The sequence below is a fragment of the Traorella massiliensis genome (genome assembly GCF_900104665.1).
Taxonomy (GTDB): Bacteria; Bacillota_I; Bacilli_A; order Erysipelotrichales; family Erysipelotrichaceae; genus Traorella; species Traorella massiliensis.
This window is the reverse complement of the sequence record NZ_LT629967.1, coordinates 637,682-661,371: the sequence shown is the minus strand read 5'-3', so window position 1 is coordinate 661,371 and position 23,690 is coordinate 637,682. Positions and strand designations below refer to the sequence as shown.

Below are 23,690 nucleotides of genomic sequence, written 5' to 3'. Positions count from 1 at the left end.
AGCTGGTGAAGCTCGCTGTCCTTAAACGCGGCTCCCTTATAGGCACGATCGTAAAGACATTTATAGGCCTTATGAAGGACACGGTTATAGACAGCAAGATCATGAAGAACGGTGTTCTTCAGATCAGGGAATTCGCGGTAATAGAAACGGTTGGAAAGAGAAAAGACTTTCATGATGCCTCCTTGACAGAAATGAGATGTTTTGTACATATATTATATCATATTAATAACTATAATGATACTATAATTTCAAATTAATTATATATACTATCATAAACATAAATAACATTTAAGTTTTTTATTTTCTTTCATCATCTTTCTATCAATCAAAAAATGAAATTTCCTAATATACAAAAAAAACAATAGCCTTCTCAAAAAGGATATCGTTTTTTTTAGATTTATGAATGGCGCGCCGTACAGGAATCGAACCCACAACCTTTTGATCCGTAGTCAAACGCTCTATCCAGTTGAGCTAACGGCGCATCCAAATACACTCATATCATATCATACAAATTTTTAAATTCAACCACTTATTCGATATTACATATTTTTTTCATCCAAATATGTTCCATACCTTCATCTAAATCTATATCACCATAAGGCTCATATCCCATGCTTTCATAAAAAGAAATTTTTGTGCATTGAGCATGCAAATGAATTTCTTTTATATGATATTGTTTTAAATACTGTTCAGCATATAAAACAATTTCTTTTCCTAAATGTTTCCCTCTATACTCTTTAAGAAGTGCTAAGCGTCCGAAAATCCAGACTCCTTCTTCTTCATCTTTAAAAGTTCTGATACATCCTATACAATGATTCTTGTCATAAAGAGTGATGAAAATACATTTATCATCAATTTCATCATATTCATTCTCAAACCCCTGTTCTTCCATGAAAACTATTTTACGTATCATAAAGCAGTCATCTTTTTGATTGATCTTGAAACTTAAATTCATTGTTATCACCAGCCTCATCATAGCATAGCCTCAATTTTTTTCAATCCCTGATATCATGAATCTTCGCACGATCCGTAAAAATTATTAAAAAAGAATTGCCTTTTTTTTATATTAGTGATAATATAGATTAGCAATAAGTGTCCACGTAGCTCAGCTGGATAGAGCATACGCCTTCTAAGCGTACGGTCGGGGGTTCGAGTCCCTCCGTGGACGCCATTTCTGTTTATACAGGCTTTCCTTGATGATGAGGAAAGCCTTTATTTATGTAGTTTTTAGCTATATAGTGATTTTTGCTTATTCAAGCTCGCCACTTTTTCGCCACTTTTTGAGGAAAAAATATCATTTACTACCTATTTTTTATATTCAGCTCCAATATGAGTATAAAGTAGGATTGATATAAGAAAATGGATATTCATACAAAGTTAGATGAAAATATTCTGATTCGATTAGACAAAACAAGTATACTATATAATCAAATGTTTTTCTTTTATCCGTTTTTGTGATAGAAAAAAACTCCTACTCTTCTTCAGAGAGGGAGTCGATTGTGTTTGCCGATGTATAATTGTTATGGATAGCTTTTTCATATAACTCCGAAGATACCAAAAATTCTTTATTTATTATTTTTCTATCTACTGCATTATTTATTTCATATATATATCTATGAATTCTTATATCATTTTGGTATATTTCATCATCTTCATTATCAGGATGAGGAAAAGGTATATATAAATTTTTAGTAAACATAAGCATTATTTTTTGAAAATCAATATCTGTTATCTTATTAGCTTCATACATGGAATTTAATTCTTTGATTCTTAAATTATTCCATTCATTATAGGTAAGATCATTTTGAACCATTTCTGGACTTAAATATTTGTCTTTTATACTTTTTAAGTATTCTAAAGTTTCTAACCTGCCTTCAGTTGTTATGTCTTTACAAATTTTAATTATTTCACTTAGAAGGCCATCTTTTGTGTCTATGTATCCATCACTTTCAAAACATTCCAATTCTTCTTCTGTCCAAATAGGCTGATAACCCTCTAAGCCTAGAATATATTGAGGGGGTAACCCCAGTACATCAGAAATTGGAATTAGAATATCTCTTTTAATCGTAGAATTATCTCTTTTAGTAATTCCATAAAGTGTGTTAATCGAAACACCAGACATCAGAGATAATTCTTTAATAGTTACATTTTTATCGTTTAATATTTGTTTTAATCTAGTTCCTACACCCATTTTATATCCTCCTACTTTCTTGATATTTCTATCATTTATTTAAAAAGTACATAAGTACTAATAAAATTATATAGTACAAATGTACTATTGTCAATATTTTTTAGCACATATGTACTAGTAAAAAAAGTGATTTATATGACTGTGATTTAGATTATAGCTTTACTTATGATGAATTCCGTGAAACCATTGAAAACCATAAAGAAATACATGATAATTTACCAAGAACATATTGATCTTCAGAGAAAAGCAAAAGAAGGAGATGTGAAGGTGTCGGTAGTTCGTCTTCTATTTTAAAACCTATAATTTTATTCTACCATATGACTTTTGTTCCAATGCCTAAATAATAAAATCCCAATGATTGAAAATATACATCCTAAAATAAAAGCATAAGACACTGTTATATCTGCACATTTTCCAAACATTAGATTTGTAAGAACACTTCCTAAATTCATTATCATAGAATATACCGATAATATCGTTGCTCTTGAAACTTTCGCATGTATATTCATTATCGTATCTAATAGTGGATAATACAATGCCTCGCATATTTGAAGAAGAGCAATGCCGAAAACAGATAAGATCGGTGATAATGTAACACTTAAAATTAAACAGGCGATAAACACAACACCATACAAAATGGTAATCAAAGTTTTCATATGTACTTTATGAATAAGCTTTCCAACACCTCCGTTAACAAGTGTACATAGAGTCATCAATGTATAAAGAATCCCGTACCATTCTACAGAAATTCCTACTTGTTCGTATTGTAACTGATTGTAAAAAACTCCTAATGTATGTGTTGTCTCCGTTAATAAAGTAGCCGCTATCAAGAAAAGAAACATTTTCTTTAATGACTTCAAACAATATGAAAAACCTTCTTTAGAAAAAGAAGTTATGTTATCATTTTTTCCTTTTACATCTTTTAAGAAAAATGTTAAGAGAAAAGCTAATGCATAAGGATAGATCGTCCATAACCCGCTTTTTAAAATATCATCTTTAATGAATAACGAAAACATTAATGATGCGATCATCATTCCTATCGTTGATGATGCGTGATAATATCCAAAAACACCCGCTGCCTCTTCTTTTCCTGTACTGACATAAATCAAGGCACTATCACAGCCAGATAACCCTGAAATAACAATTGCCAGTAAAATTCTTTCACAAAGAAACAGCATAAAACTATCGGCTCTCCAAAATACGATCTTTGATAAAAGATAAATGAAATTACATATGATCAACGTCTTTTTATAACCGATACGATCACAAACCATGCCCCATGGAACTTCTAATATCAGTATTAATATTGAAAGTACAGATTCAATGATTCCCATCTCTAAAAGAGTAATTCCTTGTGTCTGACGATAAATCGTTGAAACAGCACTATAAAAGACCATGCCTTGCAGAAATGCAATGGCACACATAAGAATTATATTTTTATTTTTCATAGATGTCACCTTTCCATTATAAAAAACACTACTTAAAGCTTATTTTCTAAATATGTTTTTTATTAATGCACAGGCACATACATCTAATAATCAACTCCTTCTTTTAGATTATAGATTTATAGTTATCTGTTGTCAATGGTATTGTAAGATAAACTTATATGATATATTTAAAACTTGAATTTTACGTGTTTTTCAACATTTCCCTTGTTTTATTTTCTAAATATGTTAGACTATGAACGAAAGCAGGAGGCTGAAAGGAGAAAACATGAATAATATTGAAGTAGCATTAAAAGGTAGTATTGAAAAAGCCGTTCAGGAATGTTTCAATATCACACCTGAGTCTGGTCTTGTCATGATTGAGATCCCTAAAGATAATTCTAATGGTGATTATTCAACAAATATTGCAATGAGACTGGCAAAGGTAGTCCGATCGAATCCTCAGGTTATTGCGAAAGCATTAGTAGAAAAATTAGAATCAAATTTAGAAAATGCTGATAAGATTGAAGTTGCCGGACCTGGATTCATCAATTTCTGGATCAAGAAAAGTGAACTTGCCAGTGTAATCAATACTGTAATTGATGCGAAAGATGATTATGGAAAAAATAACAGCGGCAACGGTTTAAAAATATTAGTGGAATATGTGTCTGCTAATCCGACCGGAGCTTTACATCTAGGTCATGCACGTGGAGCTGCATGGGGTGACAGCATATGCCGTCTTTTAAATAAATCCGGCTATGACTGTTTAAGAGAATATTATATCAATGATGCCGGACATCAAATTGATATGCTTGGAGAATCTGTTTATGCTCGTTATCTGCAGTCTTTTGGTATGGAAGCCACACTTCCAGAAGATGGTTATCATGGACCTGATGTTGTAGAAATCACTGCAGAGATCAAAAAAGATGTTGGTGATAAATATCTAAATTGTCCAAAAGAAGAAGCTATCAAATATTTCCGTGAAGAAGGAAAAAAGCGTGAGCTTGATCGTATCAAAAAAGATTTAGAGTATTACCGCTGTGAATTTGACTCATGGGTCAGCGAACAGAAAATCGTAGATGAAAACCGTGTAAATCTAGTTATGGATAAAATGATCAACATGGGATTAACCTATGAAAAAGATGGCGCTATTTGGTTTAAATCTACAGAATATGGTGATGATAAAGACCGTGTATTAAAGAAAAGCGATGGCTATTATACTTATCTGACACCTGATATTGCTAATCACATGTATAAATTTGAACGTGGCTATGAAAAACTTGTCAACCTTTGGGGAGCCGACCATCATGGTTATATTCCTCGTATGAAGGCTGCTATTCAAGCAATGGGTTATGGAAAAGATGCTTTAGAAGTTGACATTATTCAAATGGTACGTCTAGTTGAAAATGGCGAGGAAGTCAAAATGTCAAAACGTACAGGTAACGCCATTACTATTCGTGAATTAGTAGATGATATCGGTGTTGATTCAGCTCGTTATTTCTTTGTAAGCCGAGCTGTTGATACACATATGGATTTTGACTTAAATCTGGCAAGAAGCCAGTCAAATGAAAACCCTGTTTACTATGCACAATATGCTTATGCTCGTATCTGCTCAATTTTAAGAACCAGATCAGCACAGCGTTTAGAGAATTATGATCTTTTAACAAGCGAAAAAGAAGTAGATTTATTGAAGCATATCAATGAATTTGTAAACGTCGTATCAGATGCTGCATTTACAAGAAGTCCAAATAAGATTTGTAACTATATTCAAAAATTGGCACAGTATTTCCACTCTTTCTATGGAGCACACAAGATCATTGATGACTCTCAGCCTGAGTTGACAGCTCAAAGATTAGCGCTTCTGGAAGCAACAAGGATTACTTTAAAAAATGCTTTGGATCTTATTGGTGTAAGCGCACCTGAAAAAATGTAATTTTTACCGTCATTAAATGACGGTTTTTTTGATATTTAATAGAGATTCATGTATAATGAAATTAAGAGGGAATTATATTTATGAATCGTTATGCTACAATACAAGATCAGTTCTGCTCCAGCTATGATAAAAGAAAGCTGTGCAGCTTTGATATCGAATTTGTTGACAGGCCTACAAAGCCACTTTTACACCAGACTTCAAGGTTTTTATATTTTTTAAAAGGTAAAGGAACTATTAAAATAGATGGAATTAGTTATCCTGTAGTTCCCGATACTTTTATTGCGATATTACCATGGGAAACAACGGTCATTGATGAAGTAAAAGAACCTATGCAATTTATGAAAATTGTCTATAATTCTGATTTTATCACCCAATCAATGAAATCATCATATAATACTTCGAATGAGCTATTCAGTGTTTTAACACCAATTGGAAATACTCCTGTTGTTTACTGTACTCCTGATGAAGCTAAAATCATTAAAAACATTATGAATGAAATCAAAAATGAAACAGGTGTTGAATCTATTTATGATGTTCAAGAAGAAAAAGAATTAAGTAAAGTCTATGTAACAAATAAGCTCTGTGAACTTTTGATTCATTTTAAACGTTTCATCACCAAAAAAGAATGTGTTCAAATGGATGGCAGCAGTATTGAATTAGACCAAAGAAATGCTATTTTTAAATATATGTATTCACATTTAAATGAAAAACAGACATTAACAAAAATATCAGCGATGTTTTTCATGAGTGAATCAGCAATCAGTAAATATATCATGGATGTTACAGGATTGTCCTTTACTGAGTTACTTAATGAAATGCGGATCGTTAAAGCTATGGATCTTTTAACGTATACTGATCTTACTTTAAATGAGATAGCGAGTATTACTGGTTTTACTGACGCTTCCCATATTTCTAAAGTATTTAATGAACGTGTAGGTACAACTCCAAAAACTTATCAGAATATTTATCGTAATCTTCATGAAATATTTGGTGAAAAAGAGAAAAGTGTCAGCTATGAAATTATTACTTATATTTATGAAAATTATATGGAAGATTTAAAAATTCAAAATGTTGCTGATAAATTCCATATCAGTGTCATTGAGTTAAATCGTATTCTTCTTTTCCAGCTTGAAAAAAATTTTGAAGATCTGATTCATTTTTTACGTATCAATAAAGCCTGTGAAATGCTTCTAACAACGGATGCTGCAATTACTGACATCGGTTTTCAAGTAGGTTATAACACTGTTAAGACTTTTAATCGAAATTTTGTAAAGCTAAAAAATATGTCTCCTGGAAACTTTAGAAAAACAATTTTATTTCAAAAAGGCAGTGAAACCATCTTAGTTGAAAATTTACATCAAGAAAAAGAATAATTTTTCATTTTAGTGTTGACAAGTGATTTGTTTTGATTATAATAATGTCATCGACGATGAGGAAAAGTAACTATTCCTTCACCATCAGCGAGTCTGAACAGAGTGAGAGTCAGGCGGTAAGAAGCATAGTGAAACGCACCTTTGAGATTTTGATTGAAGTAATAGTAGGTCAAGACGTAGTTCGGCGTTAACGGATGAGGCGGCTTGCTTTTTATGCAAGCAAATAGAATGGTACCGCGATTAACATCGTTTCTATATAGAAACGATGTTTTTATTTTACAGGAGGGAAAAAGATGGTAAAAGAAATCAAACACGACTTAGGCTGGTTTAAATTATTTGATTGTTCACATAACACTTATGCAATTAGTGAGAATTACAAAAACACAACTTCTACATCTTATTTGATTTGTGGTGACAATCAAAGCATATTACTTGATACAGGATGTGGAATCGGACGTATGAAAAAGCTCATTTTCTCATTAACAAGTACCGTTCCTACTGTTTTAAATTCTCATGCAAGTGCTTATCACTCTTCTGCTAATAAAAAATTCCGTTTAGTTCATATCTTAAATGAAGAAAACGGAATCAATTTTCTTACACATGATTATTCAGATGAATGGATTTCTTCACAAGAAAAGTTAACTGAAGATGATAACACTTTTCTTCCTGCCCTATTCACAACCATGTCAAATGGTAAAAAATATGCATTAGGTAAAAAAACACTTGAAGTAGTCGCTAATGATAAGACCAAGGTCAATGGATGCATGCTGGCAGATCGTACAAATAAAATTCTTTTCTGTGGAGATATTTTTGATGAAGAATGTATCGCTGCCTTAGATGAGGAAACAAAGAAAGTGTATGCTCAGGGATGCAAAGAAATTATTGAAGAATTCAAAGATTATACTTGGTTCTTCTCTACCGGCGAATTATCGAACGAAGCAAAAAAACAAACATTGATCAAAAAATATGCATAAATGTAAAGCCCCTAAAATTTCCTATCTTGAGGAAAAGACATGCATCAAAGGTGATTTCATAAATAGTGAATATCAACATCTGGAAGGATCTTTTCAATTTGAATTTATAAAAATTGATGAATGCTTATTTAAAAATGTTATCTTTAAAGGGAGTTCTATTATCAAAAGCGATTTTATGGATGTAATCTTTGAAAATTGCGATTGTTCTAATATGAAGTTTTCAAATAGTTCTTTTCATCGAGTTATTTTCAAAAGCTGTCGCATGATTGGCTGTGATTTTACAGATACTTATTTAAGCGATGTGCAATTCTTAAGTACTCGTGCACAATTCATTAATTTTTCTGGAAGTAAAATTAAAAATTCTCGTTTTATTGAATGTGATTTTCGTGAATCACGATATGTCGAGACTGATTTTAATAAATGTGAATTAGATCATTGTAACTTTACACAATCTGAGTTTATTCACACTTCTTTAAAAGATCTTGATTTTAGTACAAGCGAAATCGCAAGTATTACATTAACTGCAGAAAGCATACCTGGAATCATAGTTAGTTCATTTCAGGCTGTTGAACTTTCAAAATTATTGGGGATTGTTATAAAAGATGAGTAAAGGAACAGTGCAGTGTACTGTTCCTTTTATTTAAATATGATTTTACCGTTATTAAAAGCTTTAATATCTGCCAATGAATATAAATCATAACCTTGACTAATAATATATTCATGACCTTTTTGAAATGATTTTTCTATGACGATACCCACTCCTTCAAGTCTGGCTCCGCTTTGTTTTATGATATCTTCTACCCCTCGAAAAGCCTCACCATTGGCAAGAAAATCATCAATGAACAAGACAATATCATCATTATTCAAGAAATGTTTCTCCATACAAAGCGTATAAGCTTTGTTTTTAGTATATGAGAAGACTTCAGAAGTAAGCGGCTGCCGCATTGTAGATGGCTGGGTTTTCTTTAAAAAGACTAGCGGCACTTGTAATTTTAGAGCACACATAAGTGATGGTGCGATTCCACTTGATTCAACAGTCAGTACTTTTGTGATTTTTCTATCTTTGAAATACTCAGCGAACTCAATGCCAAGTTTTTCCATTAATATAGGATCGATCTGATGATTCATGAATGAATCAACTTTCAATATATTTCCTTCAAGTATTTCACCTTTTTCTAAAATAACATCTTCTAACAGCTTCATATATTTTCTCCTAAGTAATTTTTATCATCTTATCATACACGTATCGGGTTTTCAAGATATAGCCAAAATAAAAGATGACTGCTTCTCACAGTCATCTCAAGTTAAGAATTACATTGACTCATGCATGGTTCTGCGAATGACATCATCCTGCTGCTCTTTTGTAAGTTTATTGAAATTAACAGCATATCCACTAACACGAATCGTTAATTGAGGATATTTTTCAGGATGAGCCTGAGCATCTAACAATGTTTCTCTATTGAATACATTTACATTTAAATGATGTCCGCCACTCTGAGCATAGCCATCGATCATCGTTACTAAGTTATCAATTCTATCAGACATTTTCTTTCCTCCTGTTATTCATCTTTTCCTAAAGCATTTGGCACGATTGAGAAAGTATTTGAAATACCATCTCTTGAATATTCATATGGAAGCTTAGCTACTGATTCCAGTGAAGCTACTGCACCATGTGTATCTCTACCATGCATTGGGTTAGCACCTGGTGCAAATGGTTCTCCGGCTTTTCTTCCATCTGGTGTATTTCCTGTTTTCTTTCCATAAACAACATTTGATGTAATTGTCAGAATACTCATTGAAGGTACACCATTACGATAAGTACGGTGTTCTCTGATCTTATTCATGAAATTCTTTACAAGATCTGCAGCGATCTGATCAACACGGTCATCATTGTTTCCGAATTTAGGGAAATCACCTTCAACTTCATAATCAATTGCAATTCCATCTTCATCACGGATTGCTTTTACTTTCGCATATTTGATTGCTGAAAGAGAATCTGCTGCTACTGAAAGTCCTGCTACACCTGTTGCGAAGAAACGTCTTACATCATGATCATGTAAAGCCATTTCTAAAGCTTCATAACAATATTTATCATGCATGTAGTGAATTACATTCAAAGTATTGACATATAATCCAGCCAGCCATTCCAGCATCTGATTATATTTAGCCATAACTTCATCATAATCTAAATATTCTGAAGTAATTGGTTCCATTCTTGGTGAAACCTGAATTTTCTTCACTTCATCCATACCACCGTTGATTGCATATAACAGACATTTTGCTAAATTTGCACGAGCTCCAAAGAACTGCATATCTTTTCCAACTTTCATGCAGGATACACAGCAGGCGATACAGTAATCATCACCCATCTCTACACGCATCAGATCATCATTTTCATACTGAATAGAGCTTGTCTCAATAGAAATCTTTGCACAGAAACGTTTGAAGTTCTTTGGCAATCTTGTAGACCATAATACTGTTAAATTTGGTTCAGGAGCCGGTCCTAAGTTTACTAGCGTATGAAGCATTCTGAAAGAATTCTTTGTAACTAATGTTCTTCCATCAAGTCCCATACCACCAATAGATTCTGTTACCCATGTTGGATCACCAGAGAATAATTCATTGTATTCTGGTGTTCTCATGAATTTCACAAGACGCAGTTTCATAACAAAATGATCGATCAATTCCTGGGCTTCTTCTTCAGTAATGAGTCCCTTATCCAAATCTCTTTGAATATAGATATCAAGGAATGTAGAAGTACGTCCTAAAGACATCGCTGCTCCATTCTGGTCTTTCACTGCCGCCAGATATCCAAAGTAAACAGCTTGCACAGCTTCTTGTGCTGTTACAGCTGGTTCAGAAATATCACAGCCATAGATTTGTGCCATTTCCTTTAAGGCATATAAAGCACGAATCTGCTCAGCTACTTCTTCACGTTCACGGATTCTCTCTTCAGTCATGCTTCCTAAAAGGATTTCCTTGTGAAGTGTTTCCTTATCTTTGATTAGAAAATCAACACCATATAAAGCAACACGACGATAATCGCCAACAATTCTTCCACGTCCATATGCATCAGGAAGACCTGTCAGGATAGCACAGCTTCTAGCACGACGCATTTCTGGCGTATAAACATCAAAAACCCCTTGATTATGTGTTTTACGATATTTTGTAAAGATTTCCTTGATTTCCGGATCAAGCTCATAACCATAAGCTTTTAAGGCACTTTCACTCATTCGGATACCACCAAATGGCTGCAGTGAACGTTTAAATGGCTTGTCAGTCTGGAAACCAACGATCTTTTCTAAATCTTTATTTAAATAACCGGCAGCATGTGATGTCAGTGAAGAAACCACCTTTGTATCTGCATCCAGTACTCCCCCTGCTTCTCTTTCTTTTTGATTCAGTTCAGATACCTGTTCCCATAATTTTTTTGTAGCTTCAGTAGCAGGTGCTAAGAAACTATCATCACCTTCATAAGGCGTATAATTTTTTTGAATGAAGTCACGGACATCGATTTCCTTGCTCCATTTACCTAATTCAAAACCTTCCCAGCCTTTATACATAAATACCTCTCTTTCATTAACGCAAGTATTGTATCATAAACCCCTTTTCAAGTCATCTATAAAACTCTTATTTTTAACTTGCTCTTTTTCCTGTTTCTTCCAGTTTCGCTTCAATGTAAAGCTCAAAGATTTCTTCAGGCTGATAACCTGTAATTTTTGATATTGCTTCGCCATAGCTTGTAAGCAAAATCGTTGGTACAACTTTGATATCATAATGCTCATTGATCTCATAATTTGAAGGACTGACCTCAACGATATAGACATCCATATCATTACGTTCTTTCAATTTCAAAACCATTGGAAGCATACTGACACAATTTGCACATCCTTCACCGCTAATCAGCGTTACCGCAAATCTGCTTTGTCCCAATACTTCCTTGAAATTTTCATTATTCAGCATACACCCAATATCTCCTTTGCTCTTTCAATTTCTTGCGCTGTACATACCTCTACGCCCTTGAGCGGATATTCCAGCCCCATCTTTTCGTATTTAACGATACCCATCGTATGATAAGGAAGCACTTCTACCTTCTCTACATTATGCAATGTATCAAGAAAAGCTCTTGTTTTCATAAGATCTTCTTCATTATTGGTATAACCATTAACCAATACATGACGGATCCAAACCGGTTTATTCCTTTCATCGAGATAGCGGGCAAAAGCCTGCGGCCGATCTGCAGACACTCCAGTCAGATCCAGATGCTTCTTAGTATCAATATGCTTGATATCTAATAAAAACAAATCACACACTTCTAAAAGCTGATCAAATTTAGACGTATCATGACAATCAAATGTAATACCACTTGTATCCATACAAGTATGAATACCTCTCTTTTTCAAAGCTTTAAATAATTCGATCGCAAAATCTATTTGCATTAAAGGTTCTCCGCCACTAAGAGTTACGCCACCATCTTTAATATAGTTTTTATATTTCATGATTTCACTGACAACCTCTTCAACACTGTATTCTTCTCCACCCTGAAAATTCCAAGTATCAGGATTATGACAATACTTACATCGTAAAGGACAGCCTTGCATAAAGATTACAAAACGCACGCCCGGTCCATCTACTGTTCCAAAGCTTTCAAAAGAATGAATTCTTGCCATGATCTCACCCCTCTTTGTTCAATCATTATAACACAGCGACTTTGCTTTTTTAACTCAGATGATTCAATAACTTTGTATCAAAAATTCACAAGCTGTAAATAGATATCAATCATTGATGTCCCATAAAAAAGACTCATCGTGATTCCTAAAGATAGAAAAGGTCCAAATGGCATATGACTCTTACGGCTCGCTCTCTTTTTGATCAATAAATACAATGCATATATAGAAGCACTCATGATCCCAATCAGACCAGCAGCCAGTGTTTTCGTCCATCCTAGAAGAAAACCTGCAGCTATCATCAATTTCACATCTCCACCACCGAATGAATGACTCACAATCAAATTCATGACAAACATTGGCAATGAGATGACTATCATACCTATCAAGCGATGAATCAAGGAAATTTCAGGATGAAACCAATAAGAAATAAACGCTAAAATCGCTAATGAAACATTTAGTCCATTTGGTATCATCATCGTATTAAAATCAATAACACTAACAACAAACAATAGCTCACAAATAAAAAAAATGATAAAAAAATCCACACTAAGACCAACATTCATAAAACATAAAAAACCTATTCCTACACTTACTATTTCAACAAGCGGATAACGAATAGAAATCTTATGATGACACCAGCGACATTTTCCTTTTAATAAAAACCAGCTAAAAATAGGAATCATATCCCTCATTCTCAGAGTATGATGACAGTTTGGACAGTAAGAACGACCATTTACAAAATTTTCTTTCTTTGGCAACCGATAAATCAGCACATTGGCAAAACTGCCTACACAGCTACATAAAATAAATACATAAAAATAAATCATAATTCATTTCACTCCTTTTTATATAATATGAGTCAAAAAATAATACTATTGAGCAAAATGAATAAATACTTATTTAAGAATACCATAAATCACAAGAAAAAAATAGCCTCCTTAAAAAAAGCAGTTCTTAACTGCCTCATAAGATAAAATTAATAAATATCCCTGTCAAAAAAGAAAATATGATAACATAACCAAGATATAAACAAAAATGACGCACGCCCAAGACGATTTTCAATGCTCCTAGATTGGTGATCTTCGTAGAAGGTCCTGTAAGCATAAAAGAAGCAGCACTACCGATGCTCATTCCTTCCCATAGCCACTGTTGAAGCAGAGGAATGGTTCCACCACCACAGGCATACAATGGAACACCTATCGTAGCTGCCATCAAGACACCTAAGGCTTCATTCCCGCCAAAAAGCATCGTCATCATTTCTGCAGGTACATAACGCTGGAAAAGTGCTGAAAGTAATATACCCAAAAAGAAATATGGACCTGTGGCTTGAATATTACGTCCTACATTTTTTAAATAACGTACAAACATATTGCTGTCTGTATCTTTATTTATAGGCTTTTCAAAACTGCTAAAATTGAAAAAAGATTGATCTTTGTATAAGAAATGAATCAGCAGACCTGCCGTAATACCACACAACAAACAAGATATAATACGTACGATCAAGACCTCTTTTCCCAAGGCGGCACTATAAATGATCAGCTGAGGATTTAAAAGAATTGAAGCCATCATAAAGGAGGCCAGCCAGTCATCCCGCATTCCTCCTTTTGAAAAAGAAGCAGCAATCGGAATGGTCCCATACATGCATAAAGGTGAAGCAGCTCCTAGAAAAGAGGCAGCAAATATACCTAAGATACCAATCCGTTTCTTCTGTAAATATATGAGCGCATGATGAAGATGATCCTTCGCAAATACCGAAACTGCTGAACCGATCATCATACCAATAATCCAGTAAACAAATATCTGTTCGAACTGAATACTAAAATAATACCAGATATAAATGAACTCCCGACGTAGAATTTCCATTCATCTCTTTGTTACTCATCAATATTGACTAATTGATAGGTTCTGCTTCCCAGTCCGATTTCTTGCGCATGTTCCAAGGTAAGCAAACCATTTCTTGATTCGATACGCTGAATTAAAGAAGCCCCATCTTCTGCGGAATATACAAGATCAATACATGCCTGGTCCAAAGCTACTGGATCAAAAGATGCAAGAATACCAATATCATGCATATCAGGTTCAGCTGGGCTTGAATCACAATCACAATCTACTGAAAGACGATTCATAACATTGATATATAAAATATTTCCATCTAAATAATCGGCGACTGACTTGCCAGCCTCGGCCATCGATTCTAAGAAAGCATCCTGATCACCACTCCACATGCTGCCACCTGTTCCACCGCTATGGATATGAGCTTTACCTTCAGAAGATGCAATACCAATTGATATATTTTTAATTGCACCGCCATATCCTGCCATTGCATGTCCTTTAAAATGGGATAACACGACATAATAATCATAATTGGCAAAATGTGAACCCACATAATTTTCACTTAAATGTGTACCACCACTTACCGGCAAAGTCATAGAACCTTCTTCATCCATGATATCTACATCCGCAATGGCAGTATAACCATGATCTTCCGCAACCTGATAGTGCATAGCAGTACTTGCTCTTTGTCCTCCATAAGCTGTATTACATTCTACGATAGTCGGATGATCAAAAGATTGTACTAAATCACCAATAAGATCTGTCCGTAAATAATTGCTCCCCGGTTCTCCTGTGGATAACTTAACCGCCACATTACCTTCAATCTGGGCACCAAGAGCATCAAAAATTGCAATCAAGCTATCAGAACTAATATTTTCACTCATATAGACAACACTTGTTTCCCCTTGAACGTTATCTTCAGGTTCTTCAATTTCTTCTTCCACAACTTCTTTTTGTGGTAGTATATTTTCTTCAGCTTCGCTTTTTTCAGATGAACATCCAGCTAAAATAAACAATGATATAACTAATATCCAACTTAAATAGCATAATTTTTTCATACTACTCTCCTAAATTTATTTTTATCTGTTCCACCCACTGTACTAACTGATCTGTACTAGGATCGCCATTAAGAAGTCCTCCTTCAATGAATACTGCATCCTTGACCATGATCGAAAGATCCTTTACAGTATTTCCCAGACCACTTCCACCAGAAGTAGCAAACAAGATAATTGTTTTTCCACTAAAATCATGACTTTCTAAAAAAGTACGAATTATTGCAGGAGCGATATACCACCAAATAGGAAAACCTAAATAAATTGTAGAATAAACTTCTAGTTCTAATTCTCGACTGGCAAGTTCAGGACGTGCTGAAGGATCTTTCATCTCGATCGTACTTCTGCTTTTCTTATCCATCCAATTTAAATCATTACTGCTATAAGAATTTTGGGGACAGATTTCATAAAGATCTGCCGTTGTCACATCAGCAAGCTTTTGCGCAACTCTTTTTGTTGTACCAGTAGCAGAAAAATAAGCCACTAATTTTTTATCCATAAAATCCCCCTTTATTCAACAGCATTGATCGTAATCGTTCCAGATATCTCTTGAATAAGTTCTTCACCTGAAACAATATGTCCCAATTCATATAACGATGAATTTGTATTAAAGTCACCATAGAACATAACAACATCCCTCCATGGCGCATAATAGGCTAAAACACCTGAACCGCCTTCTGCAAGAATGGCTTCGTCAGTATTCAATTCCTGCAATGGATAGAAGATTTTTTCATTTGTACTGAAATCTTCTGATTCAACAGTTAGTGGTAACTGTTCATAAAGAGAATCAGCCGCTAGACTCTCATTAAGCTCATAAATAATTACATGATCACCAAATTGTACAGAAATTTGACGTACATTATTTTCCTGTATAACTTCCATTTCCTGTGTATCCTCCGTTTCGTTTGTAGCTTCTTCATTTGTTTCAATTTCAGTTAAAGGCGAAGAAGTTTCTTCATGTTGAATATTTGAAGTACAGGCACCAAGTGAAAAAGCCATAAATGGTAATAAGAAAGAAAATATTTTTTTCATAAGAGTACCTCCTGTTTATTAGTATTATAAAAAGTATTTTTTCTAATGTCTAATACCTATATTTAATTCATTGCCATACATTTTATGCATACTTATTTCCAAGAAAATGATTTTGTAACCAAAATCATATGCAAATAAGCAACTCCCTATCTGCATACCCACCTGCCTTTCTAGCGGCGTGGTTCCACCGGCACCTTCACATCTCCTTCTTTTGCTCCTCTCTGAAGCGTAAGGCATTGGCGAAATGTTCCAGTGTCAGCTTATTATTTTTTTCTGGCAGGATTCCATCCCTTTGCCATGCTTCCATCTTCCAGTGAATCGCATGACTGCCGGGTCCTGCTTCTTTTCTATCTGAACAGGCATAAATAGGGAGTTCTCTGACATTCCTCCAATGTCGCTTTCCCCAGATCCCTGATCACTTCTTTCCATTCCCTGTATTCATGATATTCGTTCGGTATCCTTTCCCGGTACCCTTCTCCCCTCCTTGCAATCACATACGCTGCACTGTGGTGGATGCTTAGCCCTAGCCGCTTCGCATATTTCAGCTTCCCGATCTGCGTTGTGTGCCTTGGATCCACCTTCCTTAAATATACTCCTTTTTCCATGCATTTCCTTTCAATCTTCTCCTCCAGCCTCTTATATGCAAATGTTCCCAGCATCCGGTTATAGTTCCTGTCCCTGTACAGGCTCTCTTCTTTCTTCCTCTCGAATTCTAAATCTTCCATGATCAGATTCTTTTTCTTGCCCGCACATTCCTCTACGATCCGTTTCACTGCCACATACCTTTCATATTCCCTCTGGTTCCTTGTTCCTCTTTCTTTCAACGGAATCCTCCATGCCTTTACCAGATTCCCTTTTCTGTCGGTTTCTGCCAGCGCTATATGATCCCTGTTGATATCCATTCCGATACTTCCTCTGCCGGATGGTAATACCGGCTCGCCAGGATATTCAGCAATTGCTTTGATGATAAAATATTCTCCATGATCATACAGCTCATACGCAATGGCCTTCCCGGGAGTATTGTGCTTCATTCTTACTGCTCTTTCTATATGCTCCCTGTGCTGATGAAAAACAACCGGCATCCTTATTTCCTGTCTGATTCCCCGGTAGACAAGAATCCCTTCATCGATATGATATTTGAAAAGATTATTGCCGTACTTTCCCTGCCTTCTTCCGCAGATCAGCATCCTTTTTCTGCGGTTATAGCGGTAGGTATCCATATCATGCTTCAGATTCTTCCTTCCTCCGAAGCATACGCTTTTCGGCTTTTCCATGAATCTTTCCTTTTTCTGCTTTTCTCCTGTTAACCGATACTTTAATAGTTTGATCTGATTCTTCAGATTCTTTATTTTAGGATCGATCACAGTTGCTTCATACAGATAGTCCTTTTCTGTAGTTCCATGCAGTTTCGTTTTCCGGATCATCTTTTCCTTTTCACAGATGACCTTTTCCAGTTCCGTTTCCTTTTCTCTGATCTTCATTCTGATCCTATTCATTCTTTTATCTGTTTTCCGGATCAGTTTTTTATTCAAGGCAGCATTAGCCTTTAGCAGGGCCTTGGCTTCATGGACAGCAGACAGAGGGATATAGTCATTGAGATGAAACTGCTTTTTAAGGAGCTGGTGAAGCTCGCTGTCCTTAAACGCGGCTCCCTTATAGGCACGATCGTAAAGACATTTATAGGCCTTATGAAGGACACGGTTGTAGACATCAAGATCATGAAGAACGGTGTTCTTCAGATCAGGGAATTCGCGGTAATAGAAACGGTTGGAAAGAGAAAAGACTTTCATGATGCCTCCTTGACAGAAATGAGATGTTTTGTACAGATATTATATCATATTAATAACTATAATGATACTATAATTTCAAGTTGATGATATATATTATCATAACATAAATCACACTTAACTTTTTTTATTTTCTTTCATCATCTTTCTATCAATCAAAAATGAAATTTCCTAATATATAAAAAAATCCTCAAGATTAAATCTTGAGGATTTTACTACTGCAATTCATTTTTTGTCTGCATTGAAGCGTGTTTAAATGGTAATACTTTTGTACGATCAAGGGCTACCATCACTGCCGGTATCAACACTAACTGCATAATGATCCCTGGAATTGAATTTAATAGAGCACTGCTGATAAATACCTCAAATGTCAGCATACCTCCATTTACACTCAAAAGAATCATTTGTACGATTCCCCAAACAACTCGTCCAGCCAGCATTGCACAGATCATACAGCGATATAAAGCCTTGATGCACTGCCAAGGTGACTTTTCATATAAATGACCTGTAACAAATGCATAGGTTGCTAATTCAAACGCCATTGCTAATGCTGTAGGATAAAAAGGCGGCATACCAAATACTAAAGAACGTAATAATGGCAAAATAAAGGCCATAATTGTACCATATTGCCATCCACATATCAAAGCACATAGAAATACAGGCAAATGCATTGGAAGCAGCATGTTACCAATCTGAGGAATCTGACCCGTAAAAAAAGGCAATATCATCCCTAAAGCTAAAAACATTGCTGTTAAGGTAATATTTTTTACACTGTTTTTCATAAAATCCTCCTAATCATTTTAGACATTATTAGTATAACGAAGATTTCTTTTCATGTAAAATATTTATTTTACATTATCAGCCATGCATATATTGAATAGAAAATGATATTTTACCCTAATAGATTTATAAGTTCTTCAACAATAGTACAGGCTGGACAATCGCAATAAACTGCACCCTGTTGTTTGATAGCATTGCTATGTTCAACGATTTGCAAAGCCTTTTCTTCACCAAAATACTTTTTGCCATTTTCTGAACTAGCAAAACCAATCAATTGATCAATTGGCATAATATCTTCCTTTAATTTCTGAAGAAAGAGAGCTGTCTGCTTTTCTTCGTCCACCGTTCCTACTGCATGCAACCATGCTGAAGCTGCCTCTTTCAAATCAGCACAACATGTCGGAGCTTCAATCAGCTTCTTTGTTTTTTCGATAACTTGATTTAATAATTCTTTTTCCATATATTGCCTCCTAACAAACTCATAGTAACATAATTCTTTCACATTCTCAATTTGAAAATATAGATTCTCACAAGTATCAATATCTTTTAGATATATATATATATATTAAAAAAGTGCCTAATATAACCAGGCACACTTCGATAATCTGGTGGAGCTTAGGGGGCTCGAACCCCTGACCTCTACGCTGCCAGCGTAGCGCTCTCCCAACTGAGCTAAAACCCCATGTCATCATCTTTCGATGATGTCTTTAACCTTTAAGTCCTCTGGATTGGCGATCCATATCCTCTATAACAATATCATAGATCTCTCCAAGTGTCGAGCAATATTTTAATACTTCCCATGGCTCATTCGTATGAAAATGAATCTTAATCAATTCATCATCACCTACCGCCAATAAGCAATCTCCCTTGAAATGAGTTGTGAAATAATCATTGATTGCATCCTCATTTAAATTCTTACCTTCAATAAGAAGCTGTGTATCATATCTAAATTCTAACATCTTTTTCTCCTTTATTTCTCTTTTTCAATATACCATTTTTCACCTGTATCAAGACAATAAACACCTAAATTCATTCCAAAAACACATCCACAATCAATAGCTATATGATGATTTTTTTCAATAATTTGGCCTCTTTTTTTCTTATCGATAGATATCGTTGGTTTATGCCCGCTCACAAGATATTTATCCGCAAAATATACCAAATCATAATTAGGAGATTTAAAAATAACCTCTTCCAACTGATACTCTTCTAAAGGTTTATCGGGTAAAAAAGGATATAATCCAGCATGTACTAAAATAAAGTTTCTGCCATTTACACTAATTTCTTCCAATAAACTAAACTCTTCCAGATAATCTAAAATATCTAACTGTTCTTCACTGGAAAGCTTGCGAAACTGTTCTAAAGTAACTTTGCCTCCATCACTACACCAATGATAGAAATTCTCCATATCTTCTTCATCTAAATGTGTTTCTACATTCTCTTGAGTAATTTCAACACAAAACTTTCTCAATACAGTTAAAGCCATATATTCATGATTTCCTATGATTGGAAATACATTGCTTCGCATCATCATATCTTGCAAAAGCTTAATAGGTTCCTTTCCTCTATCTACTATATCACCCAGCACATATAGTTGATCATTCTCGTTAAAACCAATTACTTCCAATGCTTTTAAATATTCCTGATAACAACCATGCAAATCGCTCATTACGTATATCATATCTTCTCCTCTAAGACCATTATAGCATGAAACTTTACAAATCACTGCATTTTAACTATATAAATAATCCCATAAAGCTATGATCTGTGAACCACCATCTTCATATCCTTTCCAATACAGCTCACCTAATTTTTCCATATTTCTTTCAAGTCTTTTAATTTCAACCGGAAAAGAAGGAGCAATAACAAAGATTCTTTTTTCCTTTTCTAATCTATCTATTTCATCACATTGCTCATTATATCGGCAATCACTTGTTCCCAAAGCATGGGCAAACTCAGGGTAACCATGATAAAACTTTTGAGCTGCTAATTCAAGTTTCTCCATATCAGTATGTTTTCTAAAAGAAGCTTCTCGAGTTCTTACAACAACTATCTTTTCATATCCCTGATCAATGGCCCATTGATATGGAATTTTATCACTACATCCACCGTCTAGATAAGGAATTCCATCTATCTCCACCATTTTAGACACATATGGGAGACTGGAAGAAGCTCTTACTGCTTGAAATATATCGCTGCACTTTCCTTTTTCCAGATAGTCAGCCTGACCGTTCAAACAATTTGTAGCCACTGCCACAAATCTTCTATCATCATTAAAAAAGCGTTCTTTATTAAGAGGCTCTTCGTTGTCGATCGCATCAAACAAAAAATCAAAACCAATCACACCTTTATTTGTAACTAAGGCTTTTACGCCAACATAACGACTATCATGACGATATTTTAAATTGACTCTGCCACTTCGTCCAATCTGTCCAGCTACATAATTGATACCATTCATAGATCCGGCAGAAACGCCAATTGTTGTCCTAAAATTGATACCTGCCTGCATCAGAGCATCTAACACGCCTGCAGTATATAAACCTCGAAAAGCACCCCCTTCAAGTACAATACAGCCTTCTGTTATCTTATCACGAGCCATTCCATAAGGAAGCTGTCCTAATTTTGTATAAACTTTATTTTTCATTACAACTACCTCCTTGACTTTTCATTTTAACATCCATGAATTATATTTTCTCATTTTATAAATTTTTTTTCAATCACTTCATTAATAAATCAATTCAATTTTTTTCTTACCACTTAAGAAAACAAAGGGGCTGTAACGAATAAGTAACTTTTTAAGATTACTGAGAGCGTTATAGCTCTTTTTTCGTATTTGTAGTTCAGTTTCATTATTTTCCCTGACTATTTTGATTTTTGAGAGGTTTTTTGGGCGCACTAAAAACAAAGAGTTGTTTTTTCGTATTTTTTTTGATCTGTTTTTCGTCTTAAGCCATCAGTTTATGCTCATTCTGCTTTTTCCGTGTATGATATCTGCGTAAATTATGGCCCATGGATACCAGTAGAAGTTCTAATTTTACCCCGGGATTGCCTCGACGGCATAGTCTTGCATAATTATTGTCCTGCTTGATCTGACCGAAAATTCCTTCTGCCTGTATGCTTCGCTGTTTCATCAATTCTTTCCCTTCATCGCTAGAAAGATTAGTCAGTACCTCATTCTGATATTCTATGAGTTCTTCATTGATCGTTAGCGTTCGTCCCTGTTTTGATTTGGTGCATTTTGATCGGAATGGACAATCTGCGCAATGTTCATTCCTGTAATGTTTAAGTTTCTTTCTGTATTGTCCTGCTGTATCTATGGTTTCTTTTTCTAAAGTAAATTCCTTGCCTTCAGGACACAGGATCTGTCCATTTTCATCAGGCTGCATCCGATAACTTTTAAACCGATTCTTATCATTCAGCTCCTCCTGCTGTTTTCTTAATGTGCTGTACTTCATATACAGATCGATCTCATGTTCCTTACAGTATGAATAATTTTCAAAACTTCCATATCCAGCGTCAGCGGGTGTCTTGCATGGATATTTCCCGTAGGCCATATGATATCCTTCCATAAAAGGAATATATGTGTTGACATCATTGGCATCACTCGATACATAGATATGGCGGATATATCCTTCACTGCTTCCCATCTGTACATTATATCCAGGCTTGAACACATTGGTATGATTGTAGTAATCATATTTCATATGCATAAATGTGGCATCATGATCTGTTTTAGAAAAGCTGTTTCGTCCGTCCGCAATCGTATAATATACGGCATATTTTAAAATCTTCTCGGCATCTTCCTCAAATTCTTCTTTGAATCTTTGAAGAGGATGCTTGCGCTGCCCCTTGCCGCTTTTTAGTTCTATATTTTTCTGATTCATGATCTTCTCAATCGTTTTGGTAATTTCACAAATATATTCAAAAGAGAATTCTTTCAATACGGACAGCTGCACAGGAATAGATTCATTCTTACAATAGATATTAAAAGATATGATTCTCTTCATGATCTTCTTCCAGCGCTTTTCTCTGAATTTCCTGGTTGCCTTCATCCAGACAAAAGTCATTTTATTAGCGTTGGCTTCAAATTTTGTTCCATCAATATATAAAACATCCGTATCAATATCATCATGAGATTCAAAATATTTATTGAATTCGACGAACAGATCCTCAACAGGCATAAGAAGATCATCGTGGATAAAACGATGAAAAGCCATATGGGAAGGTGTCTGTCCGTTCATGATGAACTGGAAACGGATATCATACTTACATAAATCTTCAAGCTCGCGCACAGAGGCATAGCCTTTCAAAGCGAAAGCGAGCAAAACACATTCAAGCATTTTCATACCATCATATCCATAAGAGTTGCGATGAGAGAAATCGACATACTTTAAAATATTCACTCCTTCTACGACTTCTTTCACTGTTCTGGAGATATCATCTTTAGCGATAGAATCTTCATAAACAAAACTCAAAGGGAATTGCAAAGATGGCTGAATTGCGTTACAATTAACTAGGTATTGGTACACAAACAATTATACCAAAAAGACCGTAATATGAGGAGATTTTATCCAAATATTACGGTTCTTTTTTTGATATTTAGGACTTTTTAATAATCGAGAAATCAATCATTTCTCGTTA

Annotated in this window: 22 protein-coding genes, 3 tRNA genes, 1 pseudogene and 1 other annotated feature; of the genes and pseudogenes, 5 read left to right on the top strand and 21 right to left on the bottom strand. The window is 34.7% G+C overall.

The window, feature by feature from the left end; genetic code table 11:
* Window positions 1-404 precede the first annotated feature (404 nt).
* Window positions 405-481: transfer RNA gene (locus BQ5367_RS04430), tRNA-Arg, on the bottom strand.
* 48 nt (window positions 482-529) lie between these two features.
* Window positions 530-955 (bottom strand): GNAT family N-acetyltransferase, encoded by a 426-nt coding sequence (locus BQ5367_RS04425; protein WP_071441326.1) that lies wholly within the window; start codon window positions 953-955, stop codon window positions 530-532.
* Window positions 956-1,094: 139 nt separating this feature from the next.
* Here BQ5367_RS04425 and BQ5367_RS04420 point away from each other — a divergent pair.
* Window positions 1,095-1,171 (top strand) — tRNA-Arg (locus tag BQ5367_RS04420).
* A 300-nt stretch (window positions 1,172-1,471) separates the two neighbouring features.
* On the opposite strand, the gene BQ5367_RS04415 is transcribed toward BQ5367_RS04420, so the two are convergent.
* Both BQ5367_RS04415 and BQ5367_RS04410 read right to left on the bottom strand, forming a co-directional pair.
* Window positions 1,472-2,191 carry a helix-turn-helix domain-containing protein gene (locus tag BQ5367_RS04415; protein WP_071441325.1) on the bottom strand — a complete coding sequence of 240 codons (720 nt, stop codon included), beginning with the start codon at window positions 2,189-2,191 and terminating at the stop codon, window positions 1,472-1,474.
* A 305-nt stretch (window positions 2,192-2,496) separates the two neighbouring features.
* A complete protein-coding gene (locus tag BQ5367_RS04410) occupies window positions 2,497-3,639 on the bottom strand; it encodes an MFS transporter (RefSeq protein WP_071441324.1) in 1,143 nt (380 codons plus the stop codon).
* A gap of 265 nt (window positions 3,640-3,904) precedes the next feature.
* Here BQ5367_RS04410 and argS point away from each other — a divergent pair, with 265 nt between their 5' ends.
* The 4 genes from argS to BQ5367_RS04390 all read left to right on the top strand — a co-directional run bounded on the left by argS (window position 3,905) and on the right by BQ5367_RS04390 (window position 8,505).
* The gene (gene argS, locus BQ5367_RS04405) at window positions 3,905-5,548 is read left to right on the top strand and encodes an arginine--tRNA ligase (RefSeq protein WP_071441323.1); all 1,644 of its coding nucleotides are present in this window, start codon (window positions 3,905-3,907) and stop codon (window positions 5,546-5,548) included.
* Window positions 5,549-5,628: 80 nt separating this feature from the next.
* Complete coding sequence (locus BQ5367_RS04400) at window positions 5,629-6,921, top strand: AraC family transcriptional regulator (protein ID WP_071441322.1); 1,293 nt, start codon at window positions 5,629-5,631, stop codon at window positions 6,919-6,921.
* Window positions 6,922-6,965: 44 nt separating this feature from the next.
* Window positions 6,966-7,178 (top strand) — a binding site (T-box leader).
* Between the two features lie 36 nt (window positions 7,179-7,214).
* Window positions 7,215-7,895, top strand: a complete 681-nt coding sequence (locus tag BQ5367_RS04395; protein ID WP_071441321.1) for an MBL fold metallo-hydrolase — start codon at window positions 7,215-7,217, stop codon at window positions 7,893-7,895.
* Window positions 7,888-8,505, top strand: coding sequence for a pentapeptide repeat-containing protein (locus tag BQ5367_RS04390; RefSeq protein WP_071441320.1), 618 nt, complete (start codon window positions 7,888-7,890; stop codon window positions 8,503-8,505). Before BQ5367_RS04395 ends, BQ5367_RS04390 begins: the two co-directional genes overlap by 8 nt.
* Window positions 8,506-8,531: 26 nt before the next feature.
* Here BQ5367_RS04390 and BQ5367_RS04385 read toward each other — a convergent pair whose 3' ends face one another.
* The 17 genes and pseudogenes from BQ5367_RS04385 to BQ5367_RS04300 form a co-directional block, all read right to left on the bottom strand.
* Window positions 8,532-9,098 (bottom strand): xanthine phosphoribosyltransferase, encoded by a 567-nt coding sequence (locus tag BQ5367_RS04385; protein ID WP_071441319.1) that lies wholly within the window; start codon window positions 9,096-9,098, stop codon window positions 8,532-8,534.
* Window positions 9,099-9,206: 108 nt separating this feature from the next.
* A pseudogene (gene pflB, locus BQ5367_RS04375) lies at window positions 9,207-11,458 on the bottom strand (formate C-acetyltransferase).
* A gap of 73 nt (window positions 11,459-11,531) precedes the next feature.
* Entirely contained in the window at window positions 11,532-11,858 is a 327-nt protein-coding gene (locus BQ5367_RS04370; RefSeq protein ID WP_071441316.1) for a thioredoxin family protein, read from the bottom strand.
* The gene (gene pflA / locus BQ5367_RS04365; RefSeq protein WP_071441315.1) at window positions 11,852-12,565 is read right to left on the bottom strand and encodes a pyruvate formate-lyase-activating protein; all 714 of its coding nucleotides are present in this window, start codon (window positions 12,563-12,565) and stop codon (window positions 11,852-11,854) included. Before pflA ends, BQ5367_RS04370 begins: the two co-directional genes overlap by 7 nt.
* A 77-nt stretch (window positions 12,566-12,642) precedes the next feature.
* The gene (locus BQ5367_RS04360) at window positions 12,643-13,392 is read right to left on the bottom strand and encodes a prepilin peptidase (RefSeq protein ID WP_071441314.1); all 750 of its coding nucleotides are present in this window, start codon (window positions 13,390-13,392) and stop codon (window positions 12,643-12,645) included.
* Window positions 13,393-13,528: 136 nt separating this feature from the next.
* Window positions 13,529-14,428, bottom strand: coding sequence for a permease (locus BQ5367_RS04355; protein ID WP_071441313.1), 900 nt, complete (start codon window positions 14,426-14,428; stop codon window positions 13,529-13,531).
* 11 nt (window positions 14,429-14,439) lie between these two features.
* Window positions 14,440-15,456, bottom strand: coding sequence for a DUF362 domain-containing protein (locus tag BQ5367_RS04350; RefSeq protein ID WP_071441312.1), 1,017 nt, complete (start codon window positions 15,454-15,456; stop codon window positions 14,440-14,442).
* Between the two features lies 1 nt (window position 15,457).
* Window positions 15,458-15,949 carry a flavodoxin gene (locus BQ5367_RS04345; RefSeq protein WP_071441311.1) on the bottom strand — a complete coding sequence of 164 codons (492 nt, stop codon included), beginning with the start codon at window positions 15,947-15,949 and terminating at the stop codon, window positions 15,458-15,460.
* Between the two features lie 11 nt (window positions 15,950-15,960).
* Window positions 15,961-16,482, bottom strand: coding sequence for a cyclophilin-like fold protein (locus tag BQ5367_RS04340; protein ID WP_071441310.1), 522 nt, complete (start codon window positions 16,480-16,482; stop codon window positions 15,961-15,963).
* 347 nt (window positions 16,483-16,829) lie between these two features.
* Entirely contained in the window at window positions 16,830-18,272 is a 1,443-nt protein-coding gene (locus BQ5367_RS04335) for an IS200/IS605 family accessory protein TnpB-related protein (RefSeq protein WP_071440661.1), read from the bottom strand.
* A 212-nt stretch (window positions 18,273-18,484) separates the two neighbouring features.
* Complete coding sequence (locus tag BQ5367_RS04330) at window positions 18,485-19,051, bottom strand: ECF transporter S component (protein WP_071441309.1); 567 nt, start codon at window positions 19,049-19,051, stop codon at window positions 18,485-18,487.
* A 110-nt stretch (window positions 19,052-19,161) separates the two neighbouring features.
* Complete coding sequence (locus BQ5367_RS04325; protein WP_071441308.1) at window positions 19,162-19,509, bottom strand: molecular chaperone Hsp90; 348 nt, start codon at window positions 19,507-19,509, stop codon at window positions 19,162-19,164.
* A gap of 146 nt (window positions 19,510-19,655) precedes the next feature.
* A tRNA-Ala gene (locus BQ5367_RS04320) sits at window positions 19,656-19,731 on the bottom strand.
* Window positions 19,732-19,756: 25 nt separating this feature from the next.
* Window positions 19,757-20,008 (bottom strand): kinase to dihydroxyacetone kinase, encoded by a 252-nt coding sequence (locus BQ5367_RS04315; protein ID WP_071441307.1) that lies wholly within the window; start codon window positions 20,006-20,008, stop codon window positions 19,757-19,759.
* 11 nt (window positions 20,009-20,019) lie between these two features.
* A complete protein-coding gene (locus tag BQ5367_RS04310) occupies window positions 20,020-20,730 on the bottom strand; it encodes a metallophosphoesterase (RefSeq protein WP_071441306.1) in 711 nt (236 codons plus the stop codon).
* Window positions 20,731-20,781: 51 nt separating this feature from the next.
* Window positions 20,782-21,693: a patatin-like phospholipase family protein gene (locus BQ5367_RS04305; protein WP_071441305.1), complete on the bottom strand. Its 912-nt coding sequence runs from the start codon at window positions 21,691-21,693 to the stop codon at window positions 20,782-20,784.
* Between the two features lie 301 nt (window positions 21,694-21,994).
* Entirely contained in the window at window positions 21,995-23,524 is a 1,530-nt protein-coding gene (locus tag BQ5367_RS04300; protein ID WP_083383155.1) for a transposase, read from the bottom strand.
* Window positions 23,525-23,690 lie beyond the last annotated feature (166 nt).